Source organism: Micromonospora sp. bgisy143, from assembly GCF_057708145.1.
Window position 1 is genome coordinate 155958 of record NZ_JBYIRN010000009.1, and the last position, 20720, is coordinate 176677.

Genomic DNA, 20720 nt, shown 5'->3' on the forward strand with positions numbered 1-20720 from the left:
ATTCGGACCGGTTGGTACTAGGTATCCCGGGCCCCTGAATTTTAAGGAAGCAGAGGATGGCCGAGCTGACCATCTCGACGGAGGAGATCCGCGGCGCGCTGGAGCGCTACGTCTCCTCCTACTCGTCCGACGTCTCCCGCGAGGAGGTCGGCACCGTCTCCGACACCGGTGACGGTATCGCCCACGTCGAGGGCCTGCCCTCGACCAAGACCAACGAGCTCCTGGAGTTCGAGGACGGCACGCTCGGCGTGGCGCTGAACCTCGACGTCCGGGACATCGGCGTCGTCGTCCTGGGTGACTCCGCCAACCTGGAGGAGGGGCAGCGCGTCAAGCGCACCGACCGGGTGCTCTCGGTTCCGGTCGGCGACGCGTTCCTCGGCCGCGTGGTCAACGCGCTCGGCCAGCCGATCGACGGGCTCGGCGACATCGCCGACGAGGGCTACCGCGAGTTGGAGCTGCAGGCTCCGAACGTGATGGCCCGGCAGTCGGTGTTCGAGCCGCTGCAGACCGGCATCAAGGCCATCGACGCGATGACCCCGATCGGCCGCGGCCAGCGTCAGCTGATCATCGGTGACCGCAAGACCGGCAAGACCACCGTCGCGCTGGACGCCATCCTCAACCAGCGGGAGAACTGGCGCAGCGGCGACCCGAAGAAGCAGGTCCGCTGCATCTACGTCGCCATCGGCCAGAAGGCCTCCACCATCGCCTCGATCAAGGGGCAGCTGGAGGAGGCGGGCGCGATGGAGTACACGACCATCGTCGCCTCGCCGGCGTCCGACCCGGCCGGCTTCAAGTACCTGGCCCCGTACACCGGCTCGTCCATCGGGCAGCACTGGATGTACGGCGGCAAGCACGTCCTGATCGTCTTCGACGACCTGAGCAAGCAGGCCGAGGCGTACCGGGCCGTGTCGCTGCTGCTGCGTCGCCCGCCGGGCCGTGAGGCGTACCCGGGTGACGTCTTCTACCTGCACTCCCGCCTGCTGGAGCGCTGCGCGAAGCTCTCCGACGAGCTGGGTGGCGGCTCGATGACCGGTCTGCCGATCATCGAGACGAAGGCCAACGACATCTCGGCCTTCATCCCGACCAACGTCATCTCGATCACCGACGGCCAGATCTTCCTGGAGACCGACCTGTTCAACCAGGGCGTCCGTCCGGCGATCAACGTCGGTACCTCGGTCTCCCGGGTGGGTGGCGCGGCGCAGGTGAAGCCGATGCGCAAGGTCGCCGGTTCGCTGCGGCTGAACCTGGCCCAGTACCGCGAGCTGGAGGCGTTCGCCGCCTTCGCCTCCGACCTGGACAAGGCCTCGCGGGCGCAGCTGGATCGCGGTGTCCGGCTGGTCGAGCTGCTCAAGCAGCCGAACTACTCGCCGTACCCGGTGCAGGAGGAGGTCGTCTCCGTCTGGGCCGGCACCGAGGGCAAGCTGGACGACGTTCCGGTCGGCGAGATCCGGCGCTTCGAGGCGGAGTTCCTGCAGTACCTGCGGCACAAGCACGAGGGTGTCCTCGCGGCGATCGCCGACAACCAGTGGGGCGATGACATCATCAACACGCTGGACACCGCGATCGGCGAGTTCAAGCAGGTCTTCCTCGGCAAGGAGGACGAGCGCACGATCAACGACGCGCCGGCCGCCCCGCTCGAGGGCGAGCAGAACCGCGAGACGGTGACCCGCTTCCGCGACGGCGCGACCGACCGCCCGGCCGAGAGCTGATCCGATGGCGGCCCAGGTTCGCGTTCTTCGTCAACGGATCCGCTCGGCGAAGTCGATGAAGAAGATCACCAAGGCGATGGAGCTCGTGGCGACGAGCCGGATCGCCAAGGCCCAGGCCCGGGTGGAGGCGTCCCTGCCGTACGCCCAGGCCATCACCGGCGTGCTCACGGCGCTGGCGTCCAACGCGCGGATCGACCACCCGCTGCTCACCCCGCGCGAGCGGGTGCGGCGGGCGGGCGTCCTGTTGGTCACCAGCGACCGTGGCCTGGCCGGCGGTTACAGCTCCAACGCGATCAGGATGGCCGAGTCGCTTATCGCGCGGCTCAAGGCGGACGGCAAGGAGCCGGTGCTCTACGTCATCGGGCGTAAGGGCGTCGGGTTCTACCGGTTCCGCAACCGGCCGATCGAGGCGAACTGGACGGGCTTCAGCGAGCAGCCGTCGTTCGAGGACGCCCGCACGGTGGGTGAGACGCTGATCAAGGCGTTCACCGCCGGCGCGGACGACGTCGACGGCGGTCCCGGTGCGGACGGGGTGCTCGGCGTCGACGAACTGCACATCGTCTACACCGAGTTCCACTCGCTGATGACGCAGACGCCGGTCACCAAGATCGTCGGCCCGATGCAGGTGGAGGACCGGCCGCGCTCCGAGGGGCTACTGCCGGCGTACGAGTTCGAGCCGGAGGCGGAGGCGCTGCTCGACGCGCTCCTGCCGCGGTACATCAACACGCGGATCTACGCGGCGTTGATCGAGTCGGCGGCGAGCGAGTCGGCGGCGCGGCGGCGGGCGATGAAGAGCGCCACCGACAACGCCGAAGAGATGATCGAGAAGTACACGCGTGAGATGAACTCGGCCCGCCAGGCCGGGATCACCCAGGAGATCAGCGAGATCGTCGGCGGCGCGAACGCGCTGGCCGCGTCGGGAAGTGAAGTGTGATGACTGCCCCAGTAGAGACCAAGACGGCCACGGGTCGCGTGGTCCGGGTCATCGGCCCGGTCGTCGACGCCGAGTTCCCGCGCGACGCCATGCCGGCCCTGTTCAACGCCCTCAACGTGGACGTGAGCCTGTCCGGCGGTGAGAAGACGCTGACCCTGGAGGTCGCCCAGCACCTGGGTGACAACCTGGTCCGCGCCATCTCGATGCAGCCGACCGACGGCCTGGTCCGCGGCGCGGAGGTTCGTGACTCCGGCTCGCCGATCACCGTTCCGGTGGGCGACGCGGTCAAGGGCCACGTGTTCAACGCGATCGGCGAGTGCCTCAACCTCACCGAGGGCGAGACCATCGACGCCGACGATCGGTGGGGCATCCACCGCAAGGCGCCGGCCTTCGCCGACCTGGAGCCGAAGACCGAGATGCTGGAGACCGGCATCAAGGTGATCGACCTCCTCGCCCCGTACGTCAAGGGCGGCAAGATCGGCCTGTTCGGCGGCGCGGGCGTGGGCAAGACGGTGCTCATCCAGGAGATGATCACCCGTGTTGCCCGCAACTTCGGTGGTACCTCGGTCTTCGCCGGCGTGGGTGAGCGCACCCGTGAGGGCAACGACCTCATCGCCGAAATGACCGAGTCCGGCGTCATCGACAAGACCGCCCTGGTCTACGGCCAGATGGACGAGCCGCCGGGCACCCGGCTCCGGGTGGCGCTCTCCGCGCTGACCATGGCCGAGTACTTCCGGGACGTGAAGAAGCAGGAGGTGCTGCTCTTCATCGACAACATCTTCCGCTTCACCCAGGCCGGTTCGGAGGTCTCCACCCTGCTCGGCCGTATGCCGAGTGCGGTGGGTTACCAGCCGACCCTGGCCGACGAGATGGGCGAGCTCCAGGAGCGGATCACCTCCGTCCGGGGCCAGGCCATCACCTCGATGCAGGCGATCTACGTGCCGGCGGACGACTACACCGACCCCGCCCCGGCCACCACGTTCGCCCACCTGGACGCGACCACCAACCTGGAGCGGTCGATCTCCGACAAGGGCATCTACCCGGCCGTGGACCCGCTGGCTTCCTCGTCCCGGATTCTCGCCCCGGAGTTCGTCGGCCAGGAGCACTTCCAGGTCGCCACCGAGGTGAAGCGGATCCTGCAGCGCTACAAGGACCTGCAGGACATCATCGCCATCCTCGGTATCGAGGAGCTCTCCGAGGAAGACAAGATCACCGTGGCCCGGGCCCGGCGGATCGAGCGCTTCCTGTCGCAGAACACCTACGCGGCGGAGCAGTTCACCGGCGTGCCGGGCTCGACGGTCCCGATCAAGGAGACCATCGAGGCGTTCCGGAAGATCAGCGAGGGTGAGTACGATCACTTCCCCGAGCAGGCGTTCTTCATGTGCGGCGGTCTCGAGGACCTGGAGAAGAAGGCTGAGGAGCTGATGAAGGGCTGACAGCCCGCATCGAATCCGTACCGCAAAAGACTGCCCCGGCAATGTCGGGGCAGTCTTTTGTTCATCTTCGCGTCTTACCATCGTCGCGGTCCGTTACTGGTGGTCGTCGCTCGGGCGGCAGCCGAGATACGGTCGGTCGGCGCGTTCACCTTTCACGAACGCGGACGAGTGCAACCTTTCGACGACGTGAGCCCGTCTCCACTGCGTGGGCGTAGCGAACGGAGATGAGCGTGGGTAAGGCCGGCAAGAAGGGCCGCAAGTCGTCCATGTGGCGGGGCGTGCCCCGCTGGGCAAAGCTCTGCACCGTGTTCGGTCTGGTGCTGACCATGCTCAGCGGCGGCGTACTCGTCGGCACCGAGGTGCTGATGGCCCGCTACGAGGGCGCCGTCGGCAAGGCCGACCTCTTCGGTGACCAGGCGGCGGGCGCCAAGGAGAAGAAGAGCGACATCAAGGGTCCGCTCAACCTCCTGCTGGTCGGCATCGACCCGCGTACGCCGACGGCCGCGCCGCTGGCTGACTCGATCATGGTGCTGCACGTTCCGGCGTCGATGGACCGGGCCTACCTCTTCTCGTTGCCGCGCGACCTCTACGTCGACATCCCGGCCTTCAAGAAGGCCAACTTCCCCGGCGAGACGACGAAGATCAACGCTGCCATGTCGTTCGGCAGCCGGGTGCAGGGGGGCAACCCGGACGCGGCGCGCGGCTTCGAGCTGCTGGCCAGCACCGTGCAGAAGGTGACCGGCATCAAGCGCTTCGACGCGGGCGCGATCATCAACTTCACCGGCTTCCAGAAGATCGTCGACGCGATGGGCGGCGTCGACATGTACGTCGAACGGGACGTGAAGTCCGAGCACAAGCAGCCCGACGGCAAGCCCCGCCCGGGCAACCCGCGCGGTGAGGGCTACATCGGCCCGCAGGCGATCTACAAGAAGGGCAACCACCACCTCAAGGGGTGGCAGGCCCTGGACTACGTCCGGCAGCGCTACCCGAAGAACGGTGTCCCGGACGCCGACTACGGCCGGCAGCGTCACCAGCAGCAGTTCGTCAAGGCGATGGTCGGCCAGGCGTTCAGCGCCGACGTCGTGGCCAACCCGATCAAGCTGGACAAGGTGCTCCGCGCGGCCGGCCAGTCGCTGATCTTCAACGGTCGGGGCAACAGCGTGGTCGACTTCGGGCTCGCCCTGAAGAACATCCGGCCCAACACCATCCAGATGATCAAGTTGCCGGGCGGCCCGGTCTTCGATGGCAAGGCCTACAAGGGTGAGCAGTTCCAGGCAGGCGTCTCGGACTTCTTCACCGCCCTGCACAATGAACAACTGGACCCGTTCCTGCTCGAGCACCCGGAATTTCAGAACAAGACCAAGTAGTCGTGGCGTAGCTCTCGCCACCCGCGTTGGGGGCGCTCCAGCGGCACGACTAGACTTTCGGCAATCCGTCGCCGCAGCAAGGAGACAGCGTGGCACAGCAGCTTCACGTCGAGCTCGTCGCCGTCGAGGAGAAGGTCTGGTCCGGCGAGGCCGAAATGGTCGTCGCCCGGACCACCGAGGGCGAGCTCGGTGTCCTGCCGGGTCACGCGCCGCTGCTCGGCCAGCTCGCCGAGCCCGGCCAGGTCCGCATCAAGCTGGCCGGTGGCGAGCAGGTGGCGTACGAGGTGGCCGGCGGCTTCCTCTCGGTGAGCGCCCAGGGCGTCACCGTGCTGGCCGAGAGCGCTACCCCGGTTTCCGCGCAGAGCCGCTGAGCCACACCGGGGATGGAGATCGTCGAAGGGATCGGGATCGGCGTCGCCGTCATCCTCGTCGCGCTTCTCGTACTCTTCGTCCGGCGGGCCGTCGTCACCCGCAGCGGTGGCATCATCCGGCTCAGCGTCCGGGTGACCACCGTGCTCGACGGGCGTGGCTGGTCCCCGGGCTTCGGCCGGTTCGCCGGTGACGAACTGCGCTGGTACCGGATGTTCAGCTTCGCGCTCCGTCCCAAGCGGGTTCTGTCCCGCAAGGGTCTCGCGGTCGAGCGCCGGCGGTTGCCCGAAGGGCAGGAACGGCTCTCCATGCCGGCCGACTGGGTGATCCTCCGCTGTACCAGTCACCATGCACCGGTGGAGATCGCCATGGCGCGGTCGACCGTGACCGGTTTCCTTTCCTGGCTCGAGGCCGCCCCTCCGGGGGCGGTCTCGCCGCGTCTGGCCTCCCAGGACTGGCCGGCTGCCTGATCCGGCCTTTCTGTGGTCGCTCTTTGGGGTTTCCGGGGCAGCCCACCCGGCTCCGGGCGGTCAGGCTTGATCCCTGCGCCGGGCGGGCTGCCCCGGAAACCCGTCCGCGGCGCGGTGCGTCGGTCCGGTCCGGGTCTTTGATCACCTGCCGTTACCGGTTTCGCTGAGTCTCGCCTTCGGGGGTCGCGCGGCGAGTTGATCGACTCAGTTTCCTTGAAGTCGGGGTGTCCCGGTGGCGTTGATGCCCCGACTTCGTGGAACCCGAGTCGATCAAGCCAGCGCGGCTGGATCGAGGTGTCAGCTTCGGCGACGCGTGATGGCGGCGAGAGCGGGAACCCATACCCGCACGTCGCGCGCGGAGCCCGACCTCAGCGCTTGCCGCCTGGGACCCATAGCACGTCACCTGCCGGATTTGCCGTTCTTGACAGGATAAAGAGCAGATCGGAGAGCCGGTTGAGATACTTTGCCGGGAGCGGGCTGGTCCGGTCCGGATCGTGGCTGACCAACGCCCACGCCGCCCGCTCGGCTCGTCGGGCGATGGTCCGCGCCACGTGCAGCAGCGCCGCCCCGGCGGTGCCGCCCGGGAGGATGAAGGAGTCCAGCTTGCTCAGGCGCGCGTTGTACTCGTCGCACCAGCCCTCCAGGCGCTCGACGTACTCCTCGGTCACCCGCAGCGGCGGATACTTCGGCTCCGGCTCGACCGGGGTGGACAGGTCGGCGCCGACGTCGAACAGGTCGTTCTGCACCGACGCCAGGACGGCCCGCAGCTCCTCGTCGAGCTGGCCCAGGGCGAGTGCGACACCGATCGCCGCATTGCACTCGTCGACGTCCGCGTACGCGGCGATCCGTGGATCGGTCTTCGGGACCTGCTCGTTGTTGCTCAGCCTGGTCATGCCGGCGTCGCCGGCCTTGGTGTAGATGCGCGTGAGGTGGACGGCCATGACGCACAGCCTACGGATACCGGAACTGACGATCCCCGCTCGGCCGGACCCGACACCCGGCTGGCCGGCGGTGGTGGGTCCGGGCGACGCCGGTGACCCGGCGGTCAACGACGTCGACGTCATCCGGGTCTGCGGTGCGGCCCGACTGGCGGGCACCGTGCACGTCGTCGGCGCCAAGAACTCGGCGTTGAAGCTGATGGCCGCCGCGCTGCTCGCGCCCGGCCGCAGTGTGATCACCAACGTCCCGCGGATCACCGACATCGCGATCATGGGGGAGGTGCTGCGGCGGCTGGGCTGCGACGTCCGGTTCGACGCGGACGACCCGGTCGACCCGATGGTGGCCCACGGCGGGGTCGCCCGGTCCCGCTCGGTCACCATCGACGTACCCGAGCAGCCGGGCGCGGAGGCCGACTACGACCTGGTCCGGCGGCTACGGGCGTCGATCTGCGTGCTCGGCCCCCTGCTGGCGCGCCGGGGCTACGTGCGGGTGGCCCACCCGGGCGGCGACGCGATCGGCTCCCGTGGCCTGGACATGCACATCTCCGGGCTGACCCGGATGGGCGCGGAGATCTCCGGTGAGCACGGCTTCGTCATCGCCGAGGCCCCGCACGGGCTGCGCGGGGCCGACATCGTGCTGGACTTCCCCAGCGTGGGCGCGACCGAGAACCTGGTGATGGCGGCGGTGCTGGCCCAGGGCGCCACGACGATCGAGAACGCGGCCCGGGAGCCGGAGATCGTCGACATCTGCACGATGCTCAACCAGATGGGCGCGCGGATCTCCGGCGCCGGCACGTCCACCCTGCGGATCACCGGCGTGGCCGGCCTGCGACCGGTGCGGCACGCCACCGTGGGGGACCGGATCGTCGCCGGCACCTGGGCGTTCGGCGCCGCGATGACCCGCGGCGACGTGACGGTGACCGGGCTGGACCCGGCCTACCTGGAGGTCGCGCTGGACAAGGTGGTCGCGGCCGGTGGCCTGGTCGAGACGCGGGGAGACGGCTTCCGGGTACGCATGGACGACCGGCCCCGCGCGGTGGACGTGGTGACCCTGCCGTACCCCGGTTTCGCCACCGACCTGCTGCCGATGGCGATCGGGCTGGCGTCGGTGAGCGACGGCGCGTCCCTGATCACGGAGAACATCTTCGACGGCCGGTTCATGTTCGCCAACGAGATGATGCGGCTCGGCGCGGACATCAAGACCGACGGGCACCACGCCGTGGTCCGGGGTCGGGAGCGGCTGTCCGGGGCGCCGGTACGGGCCACCGACATCCGTGCCGGAGCGGGGCTGATCATCGCCGGGCTCTGCGCGGACGGGCCCACCGAGGTGTCGCACGTGCACCACGTCGACCGGGGGTACCCGGACTTCGTGGCCGACCTGCGCGCGCTCGGTGTGGCGGTGGAGCGGGGGACCGCGCCCGAGGAGCCGTCGCTGGAGATCTGACCACCGACTTAGCCGTCGTTCAGGCTCGCCGACTAGGGTGCAGGCAGGCACTCAATCGCAGCGAGGGAGAAGCAGATGGCGGGTCGACTCGCGGTCGTCGGAGCCGGGCTGATGGGCTCCGGCATCGCCCAGGTGGCGGCGCAGGCGGGCTGGCAGGTGACGCTGCGCGACCTGGACGACGCGGCCACCACCCGAGGGCTCGGCGGCATCCGGAAGTCGCTGGAGAAGTTCGCCGAGAAGGGCAAGATCGAGGCGTCCGAGGTCGAGGCGACCCTCGCGCGGATCACGCCGACCACCGACCTGGAGGCCGCGGCGGACGCGGACATCGTGGTGGAGGCGGTATTCGAACGGCTGGAGATCAAGCACGAGGTGTTCCGGGCGCTGGACAAGATCTGCAAGTCCGACGCGGTGCTCGCCACGAACACGTCGGCCATTCCGGTCACCCAGATCGCGGCGGTCACCGAGCGGCCGGAGGCGGTCGTCGGCACCCACTTCTTCTCCCCGGTGCCGATGATGCAGCTCTGTGAGCTGGTTCGCGGCTACAAGACCAGCGACGCCACGCTGGACACCGCACGGACCTTCGCCGAGGAGATCGGTAAGACCGTGGTCGTGGTCAACCGGGACATCGCCGGCTTCGTCACCACCCGGCTGATCTCGGCCCTGGTGATGGAGGCGGTCAAGCTGGTCGAGTCCGGCGTCGTGTCGGCGGAGGACCTGGACACCGCCTGCCGGCTCGGCTTCGGGCACGCCATGGGTCCGCTGGCCACCACCGACCTGACCGGGGTGGACGTGCTGCTGCACGCCTCGAAGAACATCTACACCGACACGGCCGACGAGAAGTTCTTCCCGCCGGAGCTGCTCCAGCGCATGGTCACCGCCGGTGACCTGGGCCGCAAGACCGGCAAGGGCTTCTACACGTACTGAGTGGTGACGGCGACCGGGGCGGGCTGCCCGCCCCGGTCGTCCGCTCAGCCGTCGCGCTTGGTGGTCCAGCGGAAGGTGGTCAGGCAGAGGGCCAGGCCGATCACGCACCACAGGGCCAGCACCAGCGCGACCCGTCCCAGCTCGAACGAGCCGCCCGGCTCCTGCGCGCCGAAGCTCTCCGGCAGGAAGACCGCCCGCAGCCCCTGGCACATCCACTTGAGCGGGAACAGCGCCGCCACCTGCTGCATCCAGGTGGGCAGGTCGGTGAAGACGAAGAACACCCCGGAGATGAACTGGAGCACCAGCGCGACCGGGGTGACCACCGCCGAGCCGCTGCGGGCCGTACGGGCCAGCGACGAGATGGCGATGCCGCACAGCGTGCACGCGGTCACCCCGAGCACGGAGACCCACCCGAAGGTGAACCACTTCCCGGCGGTGCCGGGCAGGTCGAGGTCGAACAGCGCCACCGCGACGGCCAGCAGCAGCGCGGTCTCGGCGATCCCGATCGCCACCACCATGATCACTTTGCCGGCGAACCAGACCCACTTCGGCATCGGCGTGCCCCGGTAGCGCTTGAGCACGCCCCGGTCCCGCTCGATGGGGATCCAGATGCCCAGGTTCTGGAAGCTCACCGTCATCAGGCCGGTCGCGATCATGCCGGTGATGAAGTACTGGGTGAACTTGACCCCGCCGCCGATCGTCCCGTCGAAGATCGACGCGAAGATCAGGATCATGATGATGGGGAAGCCCATCGTGAAGACCACGGACTCCCGGCTGCGCAGGAACTGCGTGATCTCCAGTCGGCCCTGGCGCAGGGCGAGCGCGCCCGCGCCCGGCCGCCGGCCCGGGGTCGCGGCGATCGGCGTGGCCGGCTTCGTCGTGGTCGTCATCGCGCGTGTCCGATCATCGTGAGGTAGACGTCCTCCAAAGTCGGCCGGGTCACCGTGAGCCCGGGGACCTCGCCGCCGTAACGCGCGGCCAGATCGGCCACCAGGGCCGTCGGCGTCGCGCTCTGCGCGCTCTCCCAAGCCCCTTCCGGGGTACGCCAGGAGACCGTCGCCAGGGCCTCCTGCCGGTTGCCGAGCCGGTTGGGCGTGGCCACCTCGATCAGTCGGCCGCCGGCGATCACGCCGACCCGGTCGGCGAGCGCCTCCGCCTCGTCCAGGTAGTGGGTGGTGAGCAGGATAGTGGTGCCGGCAGCGGCCAGGTCGCGGATCAGCTCCCAGAACTCGCGGCGGGCCTCCGGGTCGAAGCCGGTGGTCGGCTCGTCGAGGAAGAGGAGTTCGGGGCGGCCAATGATGCCCAGCGCCACGTCGAGGCGGCGCTTCTGCCCGCCGGAGAGGGTGTGCGTACGGGCCTTCGCCTTCGCGGCCAGCCCGACCCGCTCGATCACCTTGGCGGGATCGTCCGCGTCCGGGTAGAAGCCGGAGAAGTGCCGGACCACCTCGGCCACGGTCAGCTCGTCGAACTCGCCGGTGCCCTGCAACACGATGCCGACCCGCGAGCGCCAGTCGGCGTCCGGTCGGGCCGGGTCCGCGCCGAGCACGGCCACCTCACCGGCGTCCCGGCGCCGGTAGCCCTCCAGGATCTCCACCGTGGTGGTCTTGCCCGCGCCGTTCGGGCCGAGCAACGCGAACACCTCGCCCCGGTGGACGTCGAGATCCACACCCGCCACGGCCACGTTGTCGCCGTACGCCTTGCGCAGCCCACGGACGGAGATGGCCAGCTCATCATCCATGACGTCAAGTGTGCGGCCTGGCGACAAGCGGCGGGTGCCCGGGGTGTGGCGGTCCGCGCCACCGCGGGCGCTTCGCACCCGGGCGTCCCCGACATGGACCTGTGTGGTTTTCCACAGCTCCTTCTACTGAACGGTAACTTAGACTCCGGAAATGGATGAGACGCCGAGCCGGCTGCCCGAGCGGGATCGCCCCTGGGTCATGCGCACGTACGCCGGCCACTCGTCGGCCGCCGCCACCAACGCGCTCTTCCGCCGCAACCTCGCCAAGGGGCAGACCGGCCTGTCGGTCGCCTTCGACCTGCCCACCCAGACCGGGTACGACCCCGACCACGAGTTGGCCGCCGGTGAGGTCGGGCGGGTCGGCGTGCCGGTGGCCCACCTGGGCGACATGCGGGCGCTGTTCGACGGCATCCCGCTCGCCGAGATGAACACCTCGATGACCATCAACGCGCCGGCGATGTGGCTGCTCGCCCTCTACGGCACCGTGGCGGCGGAACAGGGATCGACCGCCGACCTGCTCTCCGGCACCACCCAGAACGACATCATCAAGGAGTACCTGTCGCGGGGGACGTACATCTTCCCGCCGGCGGCCTCGCTGCGGCTGAGCGCCGACGTCATCGCGCACACCCTGACCACCATGCCGAGGTGGAACCCGGTCAACATCTGCTCGTACCACCTCCAGGAAGCCGGCGCGACGCCCGTGCAGGAGGTCGGCTTCGCGCTGGCCACCGCCGTCGCCGTCCTCGACGCGGTCCGTGACTCCGGTCAGGTGCCCGCCGAGCGGATGGGCGACGTGGTGCAGCGCGTCTCGTTCTTCGTCAACGCGGGCGTGCGTTTCGTCGAGGAGATCGCCAAGATGCGCGCGTTCGGCGTGCTGTGGGACGAGATCACGCGGGACCGGTACGGCGTGACCGAGGCCCGGCAGCGGCGGTTCCGCTACGGCGTACAGGTCAACTCGCTCGGCCTCACCGAGGCGCAGCCGGAGAACAACATCCAGCGCATCGTGCTGGAGATGCTCGGCGTCACCATGTCCCGCGACGCCCGCGCCCGGGCCGTGCAACTGCCCGCCTGGAACGAGGCGCTCGGTCTACCCCGTCCCTGGGACCAGCAGTGGTCGCTGCGCATGCAGCAGGTCCTGGCGTACGAGTCGGACCTGCTCGAATACCCCGACCTCTTCGCCGGCTCGCACGTCATGACCGCGCTCGTCGACGAGATCGTCACCGGGGCGCGGGTCGAGCTGGACGCCGTGCTGGAGATGGGCGGCGTGGTGGCCGCCGTGGAGACGGGCTATCTCAAGAGCGCACTGGTCGCCTCGCTGGCCGAGCGCCGCCGTCGGCTGGAGTCCGGCGTCGACGTGGTGGTCGGCGTCAACCGCTTCGCCGAGACCGAACCGTCCCCGCTGACGGCGGCGGGCGCGGAGGCCGTCGAACAGGTCGATCCCATGGTCGAGGCGGCCGCCGTCACCGCCGTACGCGAATGGCGTGCCGGGCGGGACGACGCGGCGGTCGACGCCGCACTGGCCCGGCTCCGCGCGGACGCCGCGACCACCGCCAACCTCATGCCGGCGACCCTGGATTGTGTGCGGGTCGGGGTGACCACCGGGGAGTGGGCGGGCGCGTTGCGCCAGGTCTTCGGTGAGTACCGGGCGCCGACCGGCCTGTCCGGCGCCACCGGCAGCGGCGGCGACGCGGGTCTCGCGGCGGTACGCGAACGGGTCGCCGCCACCGCCCGCGAGCTGGGCAGCGGACGGCTGCGGTTGCTCGTCGGTAAGCCCGGCCTGGACGGACACTCCAACGGCGCCGAGCAGATCGCCGTACGCGCCCGCGACGCCGGCTTCGAGGTGGTCTACCAGGGCATCCGGCTGACCGCCGGGCAGATCGTGGCCGCCGCCGTCGAGGAGGACGTCGACCTGGTCGGGCTGTCGGTGCTGTCCGGCTCGCACCTGGCGGCCGTACCCGCGGTGCTCGACGGGCTGCGCGCCGCCGGCCGCGCGGACCTGCCCGTGGTGGTGGGCGGCATCATCCCCGCCGGTGACGCCGACACCCTGCTCGCCGGCGGGGTGGCCCGTGTCTTCACCCCGAAGGACTTCGCCCTCACCGGGATCATCGACGACCTGGTGACGGTCATCCGGCAGGCCAACGACCTGCCCTGAGCGGGTGGTCGCAGGGGTCAGCGACCGGCGTACGTCATGCAGTCGGCCAGGTCGTTGTCCGGGCCGACCTTGATCGACGAGGCGTGGCACTCCAACTGCTCGTTGTGCCGACAGTCGGCACGCTGGCAGGCGCCCACCTGCGCGGTGAGGCCGTCCACCCCGCCCCGCACCGGTGACTCGACGAAGGTGTGGCAGTGCGCGTGGTCCAGGCTGCCGATGGTGATCGCGAAGGCGTGGCAGTCACCGCCCTGGTTGTACGCGCACGCGGCCACCACGCACTCCTGGACCCGGGGCATCTCCATCGCAGCGGTCACGTCGACCTCCTCTAGTGTCTTGCCCCGATATTAGGCATTTGCCACCCCGAGTTCGGCATGATCGACTCGACATCGCCGATCTGGGGGTATCAACCGGCCTCGGATACCCCGAGTTCGGCGATCTCGTGTGGATCACCGCCCGGACGCACCCCGCAGACTGCCGCAGACGGCGTCGGTTGGGCACTATGTCCGGTGATGGGCCATGTGGGGGTGAGCGGGTGGGCTCGTGATCATCGCGGGTCGGGGGTCGATGCCCACCCGCGAGGGTGTGCCTGTTCGCGTCGTGTCCCTTTGCTCTGCTTCAACGGACGCAACAGCTAGCGTCCGATATCCGGACACTGGGTGTTGCGCGGGTTGAAGCAGAGCAAAGGACCCCGGGGAATGACCCCGGGCCGCCGGTCGTTGCACCCGGCCCCGGCACGAGCGGACCACACGGGCCGCCCGCCTGCGGGAATGATCCCGGAACGCCGGTCGTTACACACGGACCGGCCGCCACGAGCAACCCGCCCGCAGGCCGCCAAGCCCCCGGGAATGACCCCGACCGTCGGGTCGTTGAACCCGGTCCGCGGCGCCCGAGCCCCCGCTCGCAGGCCGCCGCCCCCTCAAAGACTTTGTGCAAGCGCCCGGACGAGGTGCTGAACACCCCCGCATCCCCCTGAAACGCGTGGGTGTTTCCTACCCCCGAAGGAGCAACCCCATGAACACGATCTTCCGCAAGAGCATGCTGTCTGTTGCTGGTCTCGCGTTCGCCGGTGGCGTCTTCGCCGGCCCGATCGCCGCCCACGCCAACCCCGTCGACGCCAAGCCGGTCGCGGTGGCCGTGCAGAGCGCCGCCCCGAAGCCGCAGGGCGACCAGTCGCACATCACCCTCAACGGTGAGCAGACCGCCAACGCCAAGGCCATCATCGCCGCCACCAAGAAGGCCGGCCTGCCCGAGCGCGCCGCGGTCATCTCGATCGCCACGAGCCTGCAGGAGTCCAAGCTGGAGAACCTCGGCCACCTCGGCGATATGAACGACCACGACTCGCTGGGCCTCTTCCAGCAGCGCCCGTCGAGCGGTTGGGGCACCCCGGAGCAGATCACCAACCCCGAGTACTCCACCACCGCGTTCCTCAAGGGCCTGCGCCAGGTTGACGGCTGGCAGGACATGCCCCTGACCGACGCCGCCCAGACCGTCCAGGTCTCCGCCTACCCCGACGCGTACGCCCAGTGGGAGCAGCAGGCCACCGACCTGGTCGGCCATTACTGGAACAGCTGACGAACACACCGATGGCCGGCACCCGACAAAGGGTGCCGGCCATCGCCGTCTACACAGAAAAGCAGGTCAGACGCGGAAGCCGGCGGCGCGGGCCGCCTCGCGTTCCCGGCGTCGTTCGGAGCGTCGACGGAGGAACCAGTAGACGAAGACGACCAGGCCCACCAGGAAGGCGAGTACGAGCACCGGCAGGATGACCGCGACCAGGGACATGACCACGCTCGTCGCGTCCTCGGCGGTGCTGGCGACCGGGGCGCCGAACCCGGCGGTGGTCGCGTTGATGACCGGGCGCGCGGCGGACTTGAGCAGGTGCACACCGAAGGCGAGAAGTACGCCGGTGGCGACGGGCACCCACTGGTGGCTGGAGAAGAAGCTCCCCGGGTCGCTGACCGTCACGGTCTCCGACGACGAGCCGGCCCCGAAAGCGAGGCCACCGGCCGTGGGTCGGACGACGGTCTGCACCACGTCGTTGATGTGGTCGACCACCGGCACCTTGTCCGCCACCATCTCGACGGCGAGCAGGACGGCCAGGATGAGGATGACCCAGCCGTTGCCGAGCCACGTCCAGCCGTTGGGCAGGTCGATCAGGTCGGTGTAGCGGCCGAGCAGGCCGAGGACGAGCAGGGGTATGTAGGCGTTCAGCCCTGCCGAGGCGGCGAGGCCGGTGCCGGTGAGAACTTCGAACACGGTCTCAGCATCGCACCGACGCGCCAGTGCCGCTCGGTGGCGGTTGCGGGCTGCTCGGCTACCCTCGTCGGGTGCGGTTGGTCATTGCGAAGTGCTCGGTGGACTACGTCGGACGGCTCTCGGCTCACCTGCCGCCGGCGACCCGGCTGTTGATGGTGAAGGCGGACGGCTCGGTGTCGATCCATGCCGACGACCGGGCGTACAAGCCGCTGAACTGGATGAGTCCGCCGTGCCGGCTGGAGGAGGCCCCCGGCGTGTGGCGGGTGGTCAACAAGGCCGGCGAGGAGTTGCGGATCACCCTGGAGGAGGTCTTCCAGGACACCTCGTACGAGTTGGGTGTGGATCCCGGCCTGCGCAAGGACGGGGTGGAGGCGCACCTACAGGAGTTGCTGGCCGCCAACCCGACCGTGCTGGGCGAGGGGTTCACCTTGGTCCGCCGCGAGTACATGACGGCGATCGGCCCGGTGGACCTGCTGTGCCGGGACGCGAACTCCGCCGCCGTCGCCGTCGAGATCAAGCGGCGTGGCGAGATCGACGGCGTGGAGCAGTTGACCCGCTACCTCGAACTCATGAACCGTGACCCGCTCCTCAGCCCGGTGACCGGTGTGTTCGCCGCGCAGGAGATCAAGCCGCAGGCCCGGGTGCTCGCCGCCGATCGGGGCATCCGGTGCGTGGTGGTCAACTACGACCGGCTGCGGGGCATCGAGAAGGACGAGCTGACCCTCTTCTGACCCCGGCTCACCGCCCGGTCCGTACCGCGATCAACGACTTCGGCAGGCCGAAGACCCGCTCGATGAGCATCGTCGAGTCGGGGAAGTAGTGGCGCATCTGCGAACGGTCCAGCAGTTCGGTCCAGAGCACCTGGTGGATGGCGGCCTCGTGGCTGCGGGTCGGTTTGTGGCCGAGGGGCCAACGGCGGGCGAGCGCCGTGCGCATCCGGATCGGCAGGAACTGCATACCGGGCGCGATCCAGTGCGGCTCGATGGGGAAGTAACGGTAGGGCGTCTGCACCCAGTGCCGGTCGGCCAGCGACCGGGCCGCGGCGGCGAACCGCAGCCGTCGCTCGTGCCCGCCGACGTGCTCCAGCACCGAGTTCGAGAAGACCAGGTCGAAGGCGCCCTTGGTGACCTGGGGTGGCAGGTCGCAGGCGTCGGCCTGCTCGACATGGGCCCACTCGGGTACGGCAGCGGGCGGTTGTTCCAGGTTGACCACCGTGACGCGGGCCGGCCGGACGCTGGCGCGCTGCCAGGTGCCGAGCCGGCCACCGAGGTCGACGACGTGCATGTCGGCGATGTCGGGAAAGGTGCGCGCCAGCCATTCCGAACGACGGCGCCGCTGCCGAGCGCTCCACGACTGGTCACTGTCGACAAGGCGGTGGCGCAATCGATTGGGGCCCATTTAACGCAATGTACCGCCGCGCGTACAACTGCTAAACATGTGGATACACCGATCCGGGCCCAGATCGGCTATCCGACACTCATCTGCCGTACATCACCTTGATCGCCTTGACGAGGCGTGCCACGTCGGCCGGGGTGCGCTCGAAGGTCATCGACGGCAGCAGCGACCGCGCCCGACGTCGCGTGATGGCCTTGGCGCGGCCGAACTCGCGGAGGCCGTCCGCGCCGTGGATCCGCCCGAAGCCGGAGTCGCCCACGCCGCCGAACGGCAGGGTGGACATGCCGGCGAAGGTCAGCGTGGAGTTGACCGAGGCCATACCGGAGCGCAGGCGCCGCGCGATCGACACGGCACGCCGGCGGCCGAAGACCGAACCCCCCAGGCCGTACGACAGGGCGTTGGCGCGGGCGACGGCCTCGTCGGCGTCGCGGACCCGGCTGATGGTCACCGTCGGGCCGAAGGTCTCCTCGCGGACGGCGGCCGACTCTTCCGGTACGTCCACGAGCACGGTCGGATGTACGTACGGTGGCTGCACCGCGTCCGGGCCCCCGAGCACGGCGCGACCGCCGGAGCTGACCGCGGCCTCGATGTGGCGGCGGATCACGTCGATCTGGCCGGGCATGGTGATCGGGCCGATGTCGGCGCCCTCCGGCCCGACGGTCAACCGGCCGGCGCGGGCCACCACCTTGTCGACGAAGGCGTCGAAGACCGGCTCGACGGCGTAGACGCGCTCGATGCCGATGCAGGTCTGGCCGGCGTTGGTCATCGCGCCCCAGACGCACGCCTCGGCGGCGGCGTCCAGGTTGGCGTCGCTGTCGACGATCATCGCGTCCTTGCCGCCGCCCTCGATCAGCACGGGCGTCAGCGTCTCGGCGCAGGCGGCCATCACCTTGCGGGCGGTCGCGGTGGAGCCGGTGAAGGCCACCTTGTCGACCCCGGAGCGGCACAGCGCCGCACCGACGTCGCCGAGCCCGTGTACGGCGGTGAACACCGGCTGCTCCGGCACCACCTCCGCGAACGTGTCCACCAGCCACTGGCCGACGACGGGCGTGTACTCGCTGGGCTTGAGCACGACGGCGTTGCCGGCGGCCAGGGCGTACGCGGCGGAGCCGATCGGGGTGAGGACCGGGTAGTTCCACGGCCCGATCACACCCACCACGCCGTGCGGCTGGTATTCCAGGTGCGCGGAGAACTCGGCGAGGACGAGCCGGGACCGCACTCGGCGCGGGCCGAGCACCCGGCGCGCGTTGCGGGCGGCCCAGTCGATGTGTTCGAGCGCGCTGGCGATCTCGACGATGCCGTCGGCGACCGGTTTGCCACCCTCGACGTGCATCAACTCGGCGAGCTGCTCGACGCGTTGGGCGAGCAGCGCGCGCCAGCGCAGCAGTCGCTGGCGACGGCCGACGAAGCCCAGACCGGCCCACCACTCGCCGGCGGCGCGGGCCCGCTCGACGGCCTGTCGTACGTCCGCGTCGGTGGCGACCGGCAGGCGGCCGGCCTCCACGCCGGTGGCCGGACTGGTGGAGACCAGCTCGCGCGCCTCGATGAGGGGGGTGCCGGGGACATGCACAGCCGTCATGGCGGAAGTCTAGACCCGAACATTACTCACCGGTAGGCCACGATTTCGGGTCGCCGGGTTGGACGTCGGGTCCGCCGGCCCGCTCGTTGATCAGTGCAGGTCAGGTGCCGGATGTCAGGGGGCGGCCGGCCGAATCGTCGAACGCCGGGTGGCCGGGAGGTGACGAGGAGCTGACCGGCTGGTCGGTATTGACGATTACTGTCTGATGGCAAGCTGACGCGCGGAGTAACGGTGTGGGGTGGAGGGCTGACTGTCCATGGAGGAACATCCGGAACTGATGCCGTTGTTGACGGTCGCCGGTGGGCCGATGCGCGGAGCGAGCTTTCGGCTGCGGGGCGAGCCGCAGGTGATCGGTCGGGCGCCGACCGGCGACGTGGTGATCAACGACCCGCATCTGAGTCGCCGGCACGCCGAGGTGTGGCTGGCCCCCGAGGGCGCGTCGCTGCGCGACCTGGGTTCGACCAACGGCACCTGGCTCAACGACCGCCGGATCACCGAGGTGGAACGCCTGAGCGACGGTGACGTGATCCGGCTCGGCCGTACCGAGCTGCGCCTGTTCGATCCGGGCGTGGCCCACACGGACCCGGTCGGGCTCAGCTTCGGGGTGTCCCGGCGAGACGTCCGACCGACGCTGCCGCTGCCGCTGGCGACACCACCCGGCGCCCGCCGCTGACTCCACCGGGGCGATCCTGGCGGTCGGCCACACTCCGGCGATGCCGGCGGATGGCCGTCCGACACCTGGACCGGCGTGGACCGGCGTGGCAGCATGCCGCGGATGGAAACCGAGCAGCGGATCGTGACGGCGAACGGCATACGCCAGGCGGTACGGGTCGGCGGCCCGCCGGACGGTACCCCGGTGCTGCTGGTCCACGGCAACTGCTCCTCCGCGCTGTTCTGGGAGCCGTTGATCCGGCGACTGCCACCGACGCTGCGGGTCGTCGCGCCCGACCTGCGCGGGTTCGGCGACTCGGCGACCGCCGCGGTGGACGCCACCCGGGGCCTGCGGGACTTCGCCGACGACGTCGCCGCCCTGCTGGACGACCCGACGCTGTTCCCGACCGGCACGAGCGGCAGCGCCGAGGCCAGCGGCAGCGCCGAGGCCAGCGGCAGCGCCGAGGCCAGCGGCAGCGCCGACGCCAGCGGCAGCGCCGACGTCAGCGGCAGCGCCGACGCCGGTGGTGCGGCCCGACCGGTCGTGGTCGGGCACTCCCTCGGCGGGGGAGTGGCCATGCGGCTGCTGGTCGACCATCCACACCGGGTGGGCGCGCTCCTGCTGTCCGCGCCGGTGTCGCCGTACGGCTTCGGTGGCACGCGCGACCTGATCGGTACACCGACCACGCCCGACTTCGCCGGTACCGGCGCCGGCACGGCCAACCGGGACTTCGTCGCGCGGCTCGTCGAGGGCGACCGGGGCGCCGACGCGCCGGCCAGCCCGCGCGCGGTGCTGCGTGCCGCGTACGTGGCCGACCCAGCCTCGCTGGGCGACGACGAGGAACTGCTGCTGGACAGCGTGCTGTCCACGGCGACCGGCGACGACAACTATCCGGGTACGGCGGTGCCCTCCGCGAACTGGCCGGGTACCGCGCCGGGGGAGCGTGGCGTCCTCAACGCGCTCGCCCCGACCTGGTTCCGAATCGCCGACGAGCTGGTGGCCGTCGCCCAGAAGCCGGAGATCGCCTGGGTGCGCGGGGACGCCGACGTGATCGTGTCGGACACGTCGCTGTTCGATCTGCCGTACCTGGGTTCGCTGGGTGTCGTACCGGGCTGGCCGGGTGCGGAGTCCTGCCCGCCGCAGCCGATGGTCGGCCAGACCCGGGCGGTGCTGGAGCGGTACGCGGCGGCCGACGGGACGTACCGCGAGGTGGTGTTGCCCGGCTGCGGGCACAGCCCGCACATCGAGCGTCCGGGGGAGTTCGTGGCGGAGCTGCTGGCACTGACCGACGCGCAGGCCGGATAGGCCGCACGGTGGGTGAAATATCCCACGGCGTCTCGACAAGCCTGCGGCACGT

The 20720-nt window shown here is 70.0% G+C and carries 20 protein-coding genes; 13 read left to right on the forward strand and 7 right to left on the reverse strand.

Features of this window, described 5'->3' with window-relative positions:
• Positions 1-56: 56 nt before the first annotated feature.
• The 6 genes from atpA to AC3EN4_RS13960 all read left to right on the forward strand — a co-directional run bounded on the left by atpA (position 57) and on the right by AC3EN4_RS13960 (position 6285).
• The gene (gene atpA / locus AC3EN4_RS13935) at positions 57-1709 is read left to right on the forward strand and encodes a F0F1 ATP synthase subunit alpha (protein ID WP_435206296.1); all 1653 of its coding nucleotides are present in this window, start codon (positions 57-59) and stop codon (positions 1707-1709) included.
• Positions 1710-1713: 4 nt separating this feature from the next.
• Complete coding sequence (locus tag AC3EN4_RS13940; RefSeq protein ID WP_435206297.1) at positions 1714-2643, forward strand: F0F1 ATP synthase subunit gamma; 930 nt, start codon at positions 1714-1716, stop codon at positions 2641-2643.
• Positions 2643-4079, forward strand: coding sequence for a F0F1 ATP synthase subunit beta (gene atpD / locus AC3EN4_RS13945; protein WP_422736653.1), 1437 nt, complete (start codon positions 2643-2645; stop codon positions 4077-4079). Before AC3EN4_RS13940 ends, atpD begins: the two co-directional genes overlap by 1 nt.
• A 224-nt stretch (positions 4080-4303) precedes the next feature.
• Complete coding sequence (locus AC3EN4_RS13950) at positions 4304-5446, forward strand: LCP family protein (RefSeq protein ID WP_422736652.1); 1143 nt, start codon at positions 4304-4306, stop codon at positions 5444-5446.
• Between the two features lie 89 nt (positions 5447-5535).
• Complete coding sequence (locus tag AC3EN4_RS13955; RefSeq protein WP_421472903.1) at positions 5536-5817, forward strand: F0F1 ATP synthase subunit epsilon; 282 nt, start codon at positions 5536-5538, stop codon at positions 5815-5817.
• Positions 5818-5829: 12 nt separating this feature from the next.
• Complete coding sequence (locus AC3EN4_RS13960; protein ID WP_433535454.1) at positions 5830-6285, forward strand: DUF2550 domain-containing protein; 456 nt, start codon at positions 5830-5832, stop codon at positions 6283-6285.
• Positions 6286-6653: 368 nt separating this feature from the next.
• Here the strand turns inward: AC3EN4_RS13960 and AC3EN4_RS13965 are convergent, their stop codons facing one another.
• On the reverse strand, positions 6654-7226 hold the full coding sequence (locus tag AC3EN4_RS13965) for a cob(I)yrinic acid a,c-diamide adenosyltransferase (RefSeq protein ID WP_422736649.1): 573 nt from the start codon (positions 7224-7226) through the stop codon (positions 6654-6656).
• On the opposite strand from AC3EN4_RS13965, the gene murA reads away from it, so the two are divergent.
• Both murA and AC3EN4_RS13975 read left to right on the forward strand, forming a co-directional pair.
• On the forward strand, positions 7225-8667 hold the full coding sequence (gene murA, locus AC3EN4_RS13970; protein ID WP_435206298.1) for a UDP-N-acetylglucosamine 1-carboxyvinyltransferase: 1443 nt from the start codon (positions 7225-7227) through the stop codon (positions 8665-8667). The two genes, AC3EN4_RS13965 and murA, sit on opposite strands and share 2 nt — an antisense overlap.
• Before the next feature lie 75 nt (positions 8668-8742).
• Entirely contained in the window at positions 8743-9591 is an 849-nt protein-coding gene (locus AC3EN4_RS13975) for a 3-hydroxyacyl-CoA dehydrogenase family protein (protein ID WP_435206299.1), read from the forward strand.
• A 44-nt stretch (positions 9592-9635) separates the two neighbouring features.
• On the opposite strand, the gene AC3EN4_RS13980 is transcribed toward AC3EN4_RS13975, so the two are convergent.
• Both AC3EN4_RS13980 and AC3EN4_RS13985 read right to left on the reverse strand, forming a co-directional pair.
• Positions 9636-10481: an ABC transporter permease gene (locus AC3EN4_RS13980; RefSeq protein WP_435206300.1), complete on the reverse strand. Its 846-nt coding sequence runs from the start codon at positions 10479-10481 to the stop codon at positions 9636-9638.
• Positions 10478-11329, reverse strand: coding sequence for an ABC transporter ATP-binding protein (locus AC3EN4_RS13985; RefSeq protein ID WP_435206301.1), 852 nt, complete (start codon positions 11327-11329; stop codon positions 10478-10480). The genes AC3EN4_RS13980 and AC3EN4_RS13985 overlap by 4 nt, the downstream gene beginning before the upstream one ends.
• A gap of 151 nt (positions 11330-11480) precedes the next feature.
• On the opposite strand from AC3EN4_RS13985, the gene AC3EN4_RS13990 reads away from it, so the two are divergent.
• On the forward strand, positions 11481-13481 hold the full coding sequence (locus tag AC3EN4_RS13990) for a protein meaA (protein WP_435206302.1): 2001 nt from the start codon (positions 11481-11483) through the stop codon (positions 13479-13481).
• Between the two features lie 17 nt (positions 13482-13498).
• Here the strand turns inward: AC3EN4_RS13990 and AC3EN4_RS13995 are convergent, their stop codons facing one another.
• Entirely contained in the window at positions 13499-13795 is a 297-nt protein-coding gene (locus AC3EN4_RS13995) for a DUF1540 domain-containing protein (RefSeq protein ID WP_435206303.1), read from the reverse strand.
• 697 nt (positions 13796-14492) lie between these two features.
• Here AC3EN4_RS13995 and AC3EN4_RS14000 point away from each other — a divergent pair.
• A complete protein-coding gene (locus AC3EN4_RS14000; protein WP_435206304.1) occupies positions 14493-15053 on the forward strand; it encodes a hypothetical protein in 561 nt (186 codons plus the stop codon).
• Positions 15054-15119: 66 nt separating this feature from the next.
• Here AC3EN4_RS14000 and AC3EN4_RS14005 read toward each other — a convergent pair whose 3' ends face one another.
• On the reverse strand, positions 15120-15737 hold the full coding sequence (locus AC3EN4_RS14005; protein WP_435206305.1) for a DUF4126 domain-containing protein: 618 nt from the start codon (positions 15735-15737) through the stop codon (positions 15120-15122).
• A gap of 71 nt (positions 15738-15808) precedes the next feature.
• Here AC3EN4_RS14005 and nucS point away from each other — a divergent pair, with 71 nt between their 5' ends.
• Entirely contained in the window at positions 15809-16468 is a 660-nt protein-coding gene (gene nucS, locus AC3EN4_RS14010) for an endonuclease NucS (protein WP_422736640.1), read from the forward strand.
• A 7-nt stretch (positions 16469-16475) separates the two neighbouring features.
• Here nucS and AC3EN4_RS14015 read toward each other — a convergent pair whose 3' ends face one another.
• Positions 16476-17135, reverse strand: coding sequence for a methyltransferase domain-containing protein (locus AC3EN4_RS14015; protein WP_435206306.1), 660 nt, complete (start codon positions 17133-17135; stop codon positions 16476-16478).
• 79 nt (positions 17136-17214) lie between these two features.
• The gene (locus tag AC3EN4_RS14020; protein ID WP_435206307.1) at positions 17215-18711 is read right to left on the reverse strand and encodes an aldehyde dehydrogenase family protein; all 1497 of its coding nucleotides are present in this window, start codon (positions 18709-18711) and stop codon (positions 17215-17217) included.
• A 256-nt stretch (positions 18712-18967) separates the two neighbouring features.
• Here AC3EN4_RS14020 and AC3EN4_RS14025 point away from each other — a divergent pair, with 256 nt between their 5' ends.
• Entirely contained in the window at positions 18968-19384 is a 417-nt protein-coding gene (locus AC3EN4_RS14025; protein ID WP_422736637.1) for an FHA domain-containing protein, read from the forward strand.
• A 93-nt stretch (positions 19385-19477) separates the two neighbouring features.
• Positions 19478-20668, forward strand: coding sequence for an alpha/beta hydrolase (locus AC3EN4_RS14030; RefSeq protein WP_435206308.1), 1191 nt, complete (start codon positions 19478-19480; stop codon positions 20666-20668).
• Positions 20669-20720: the final 52 nt, after the last annotated feature.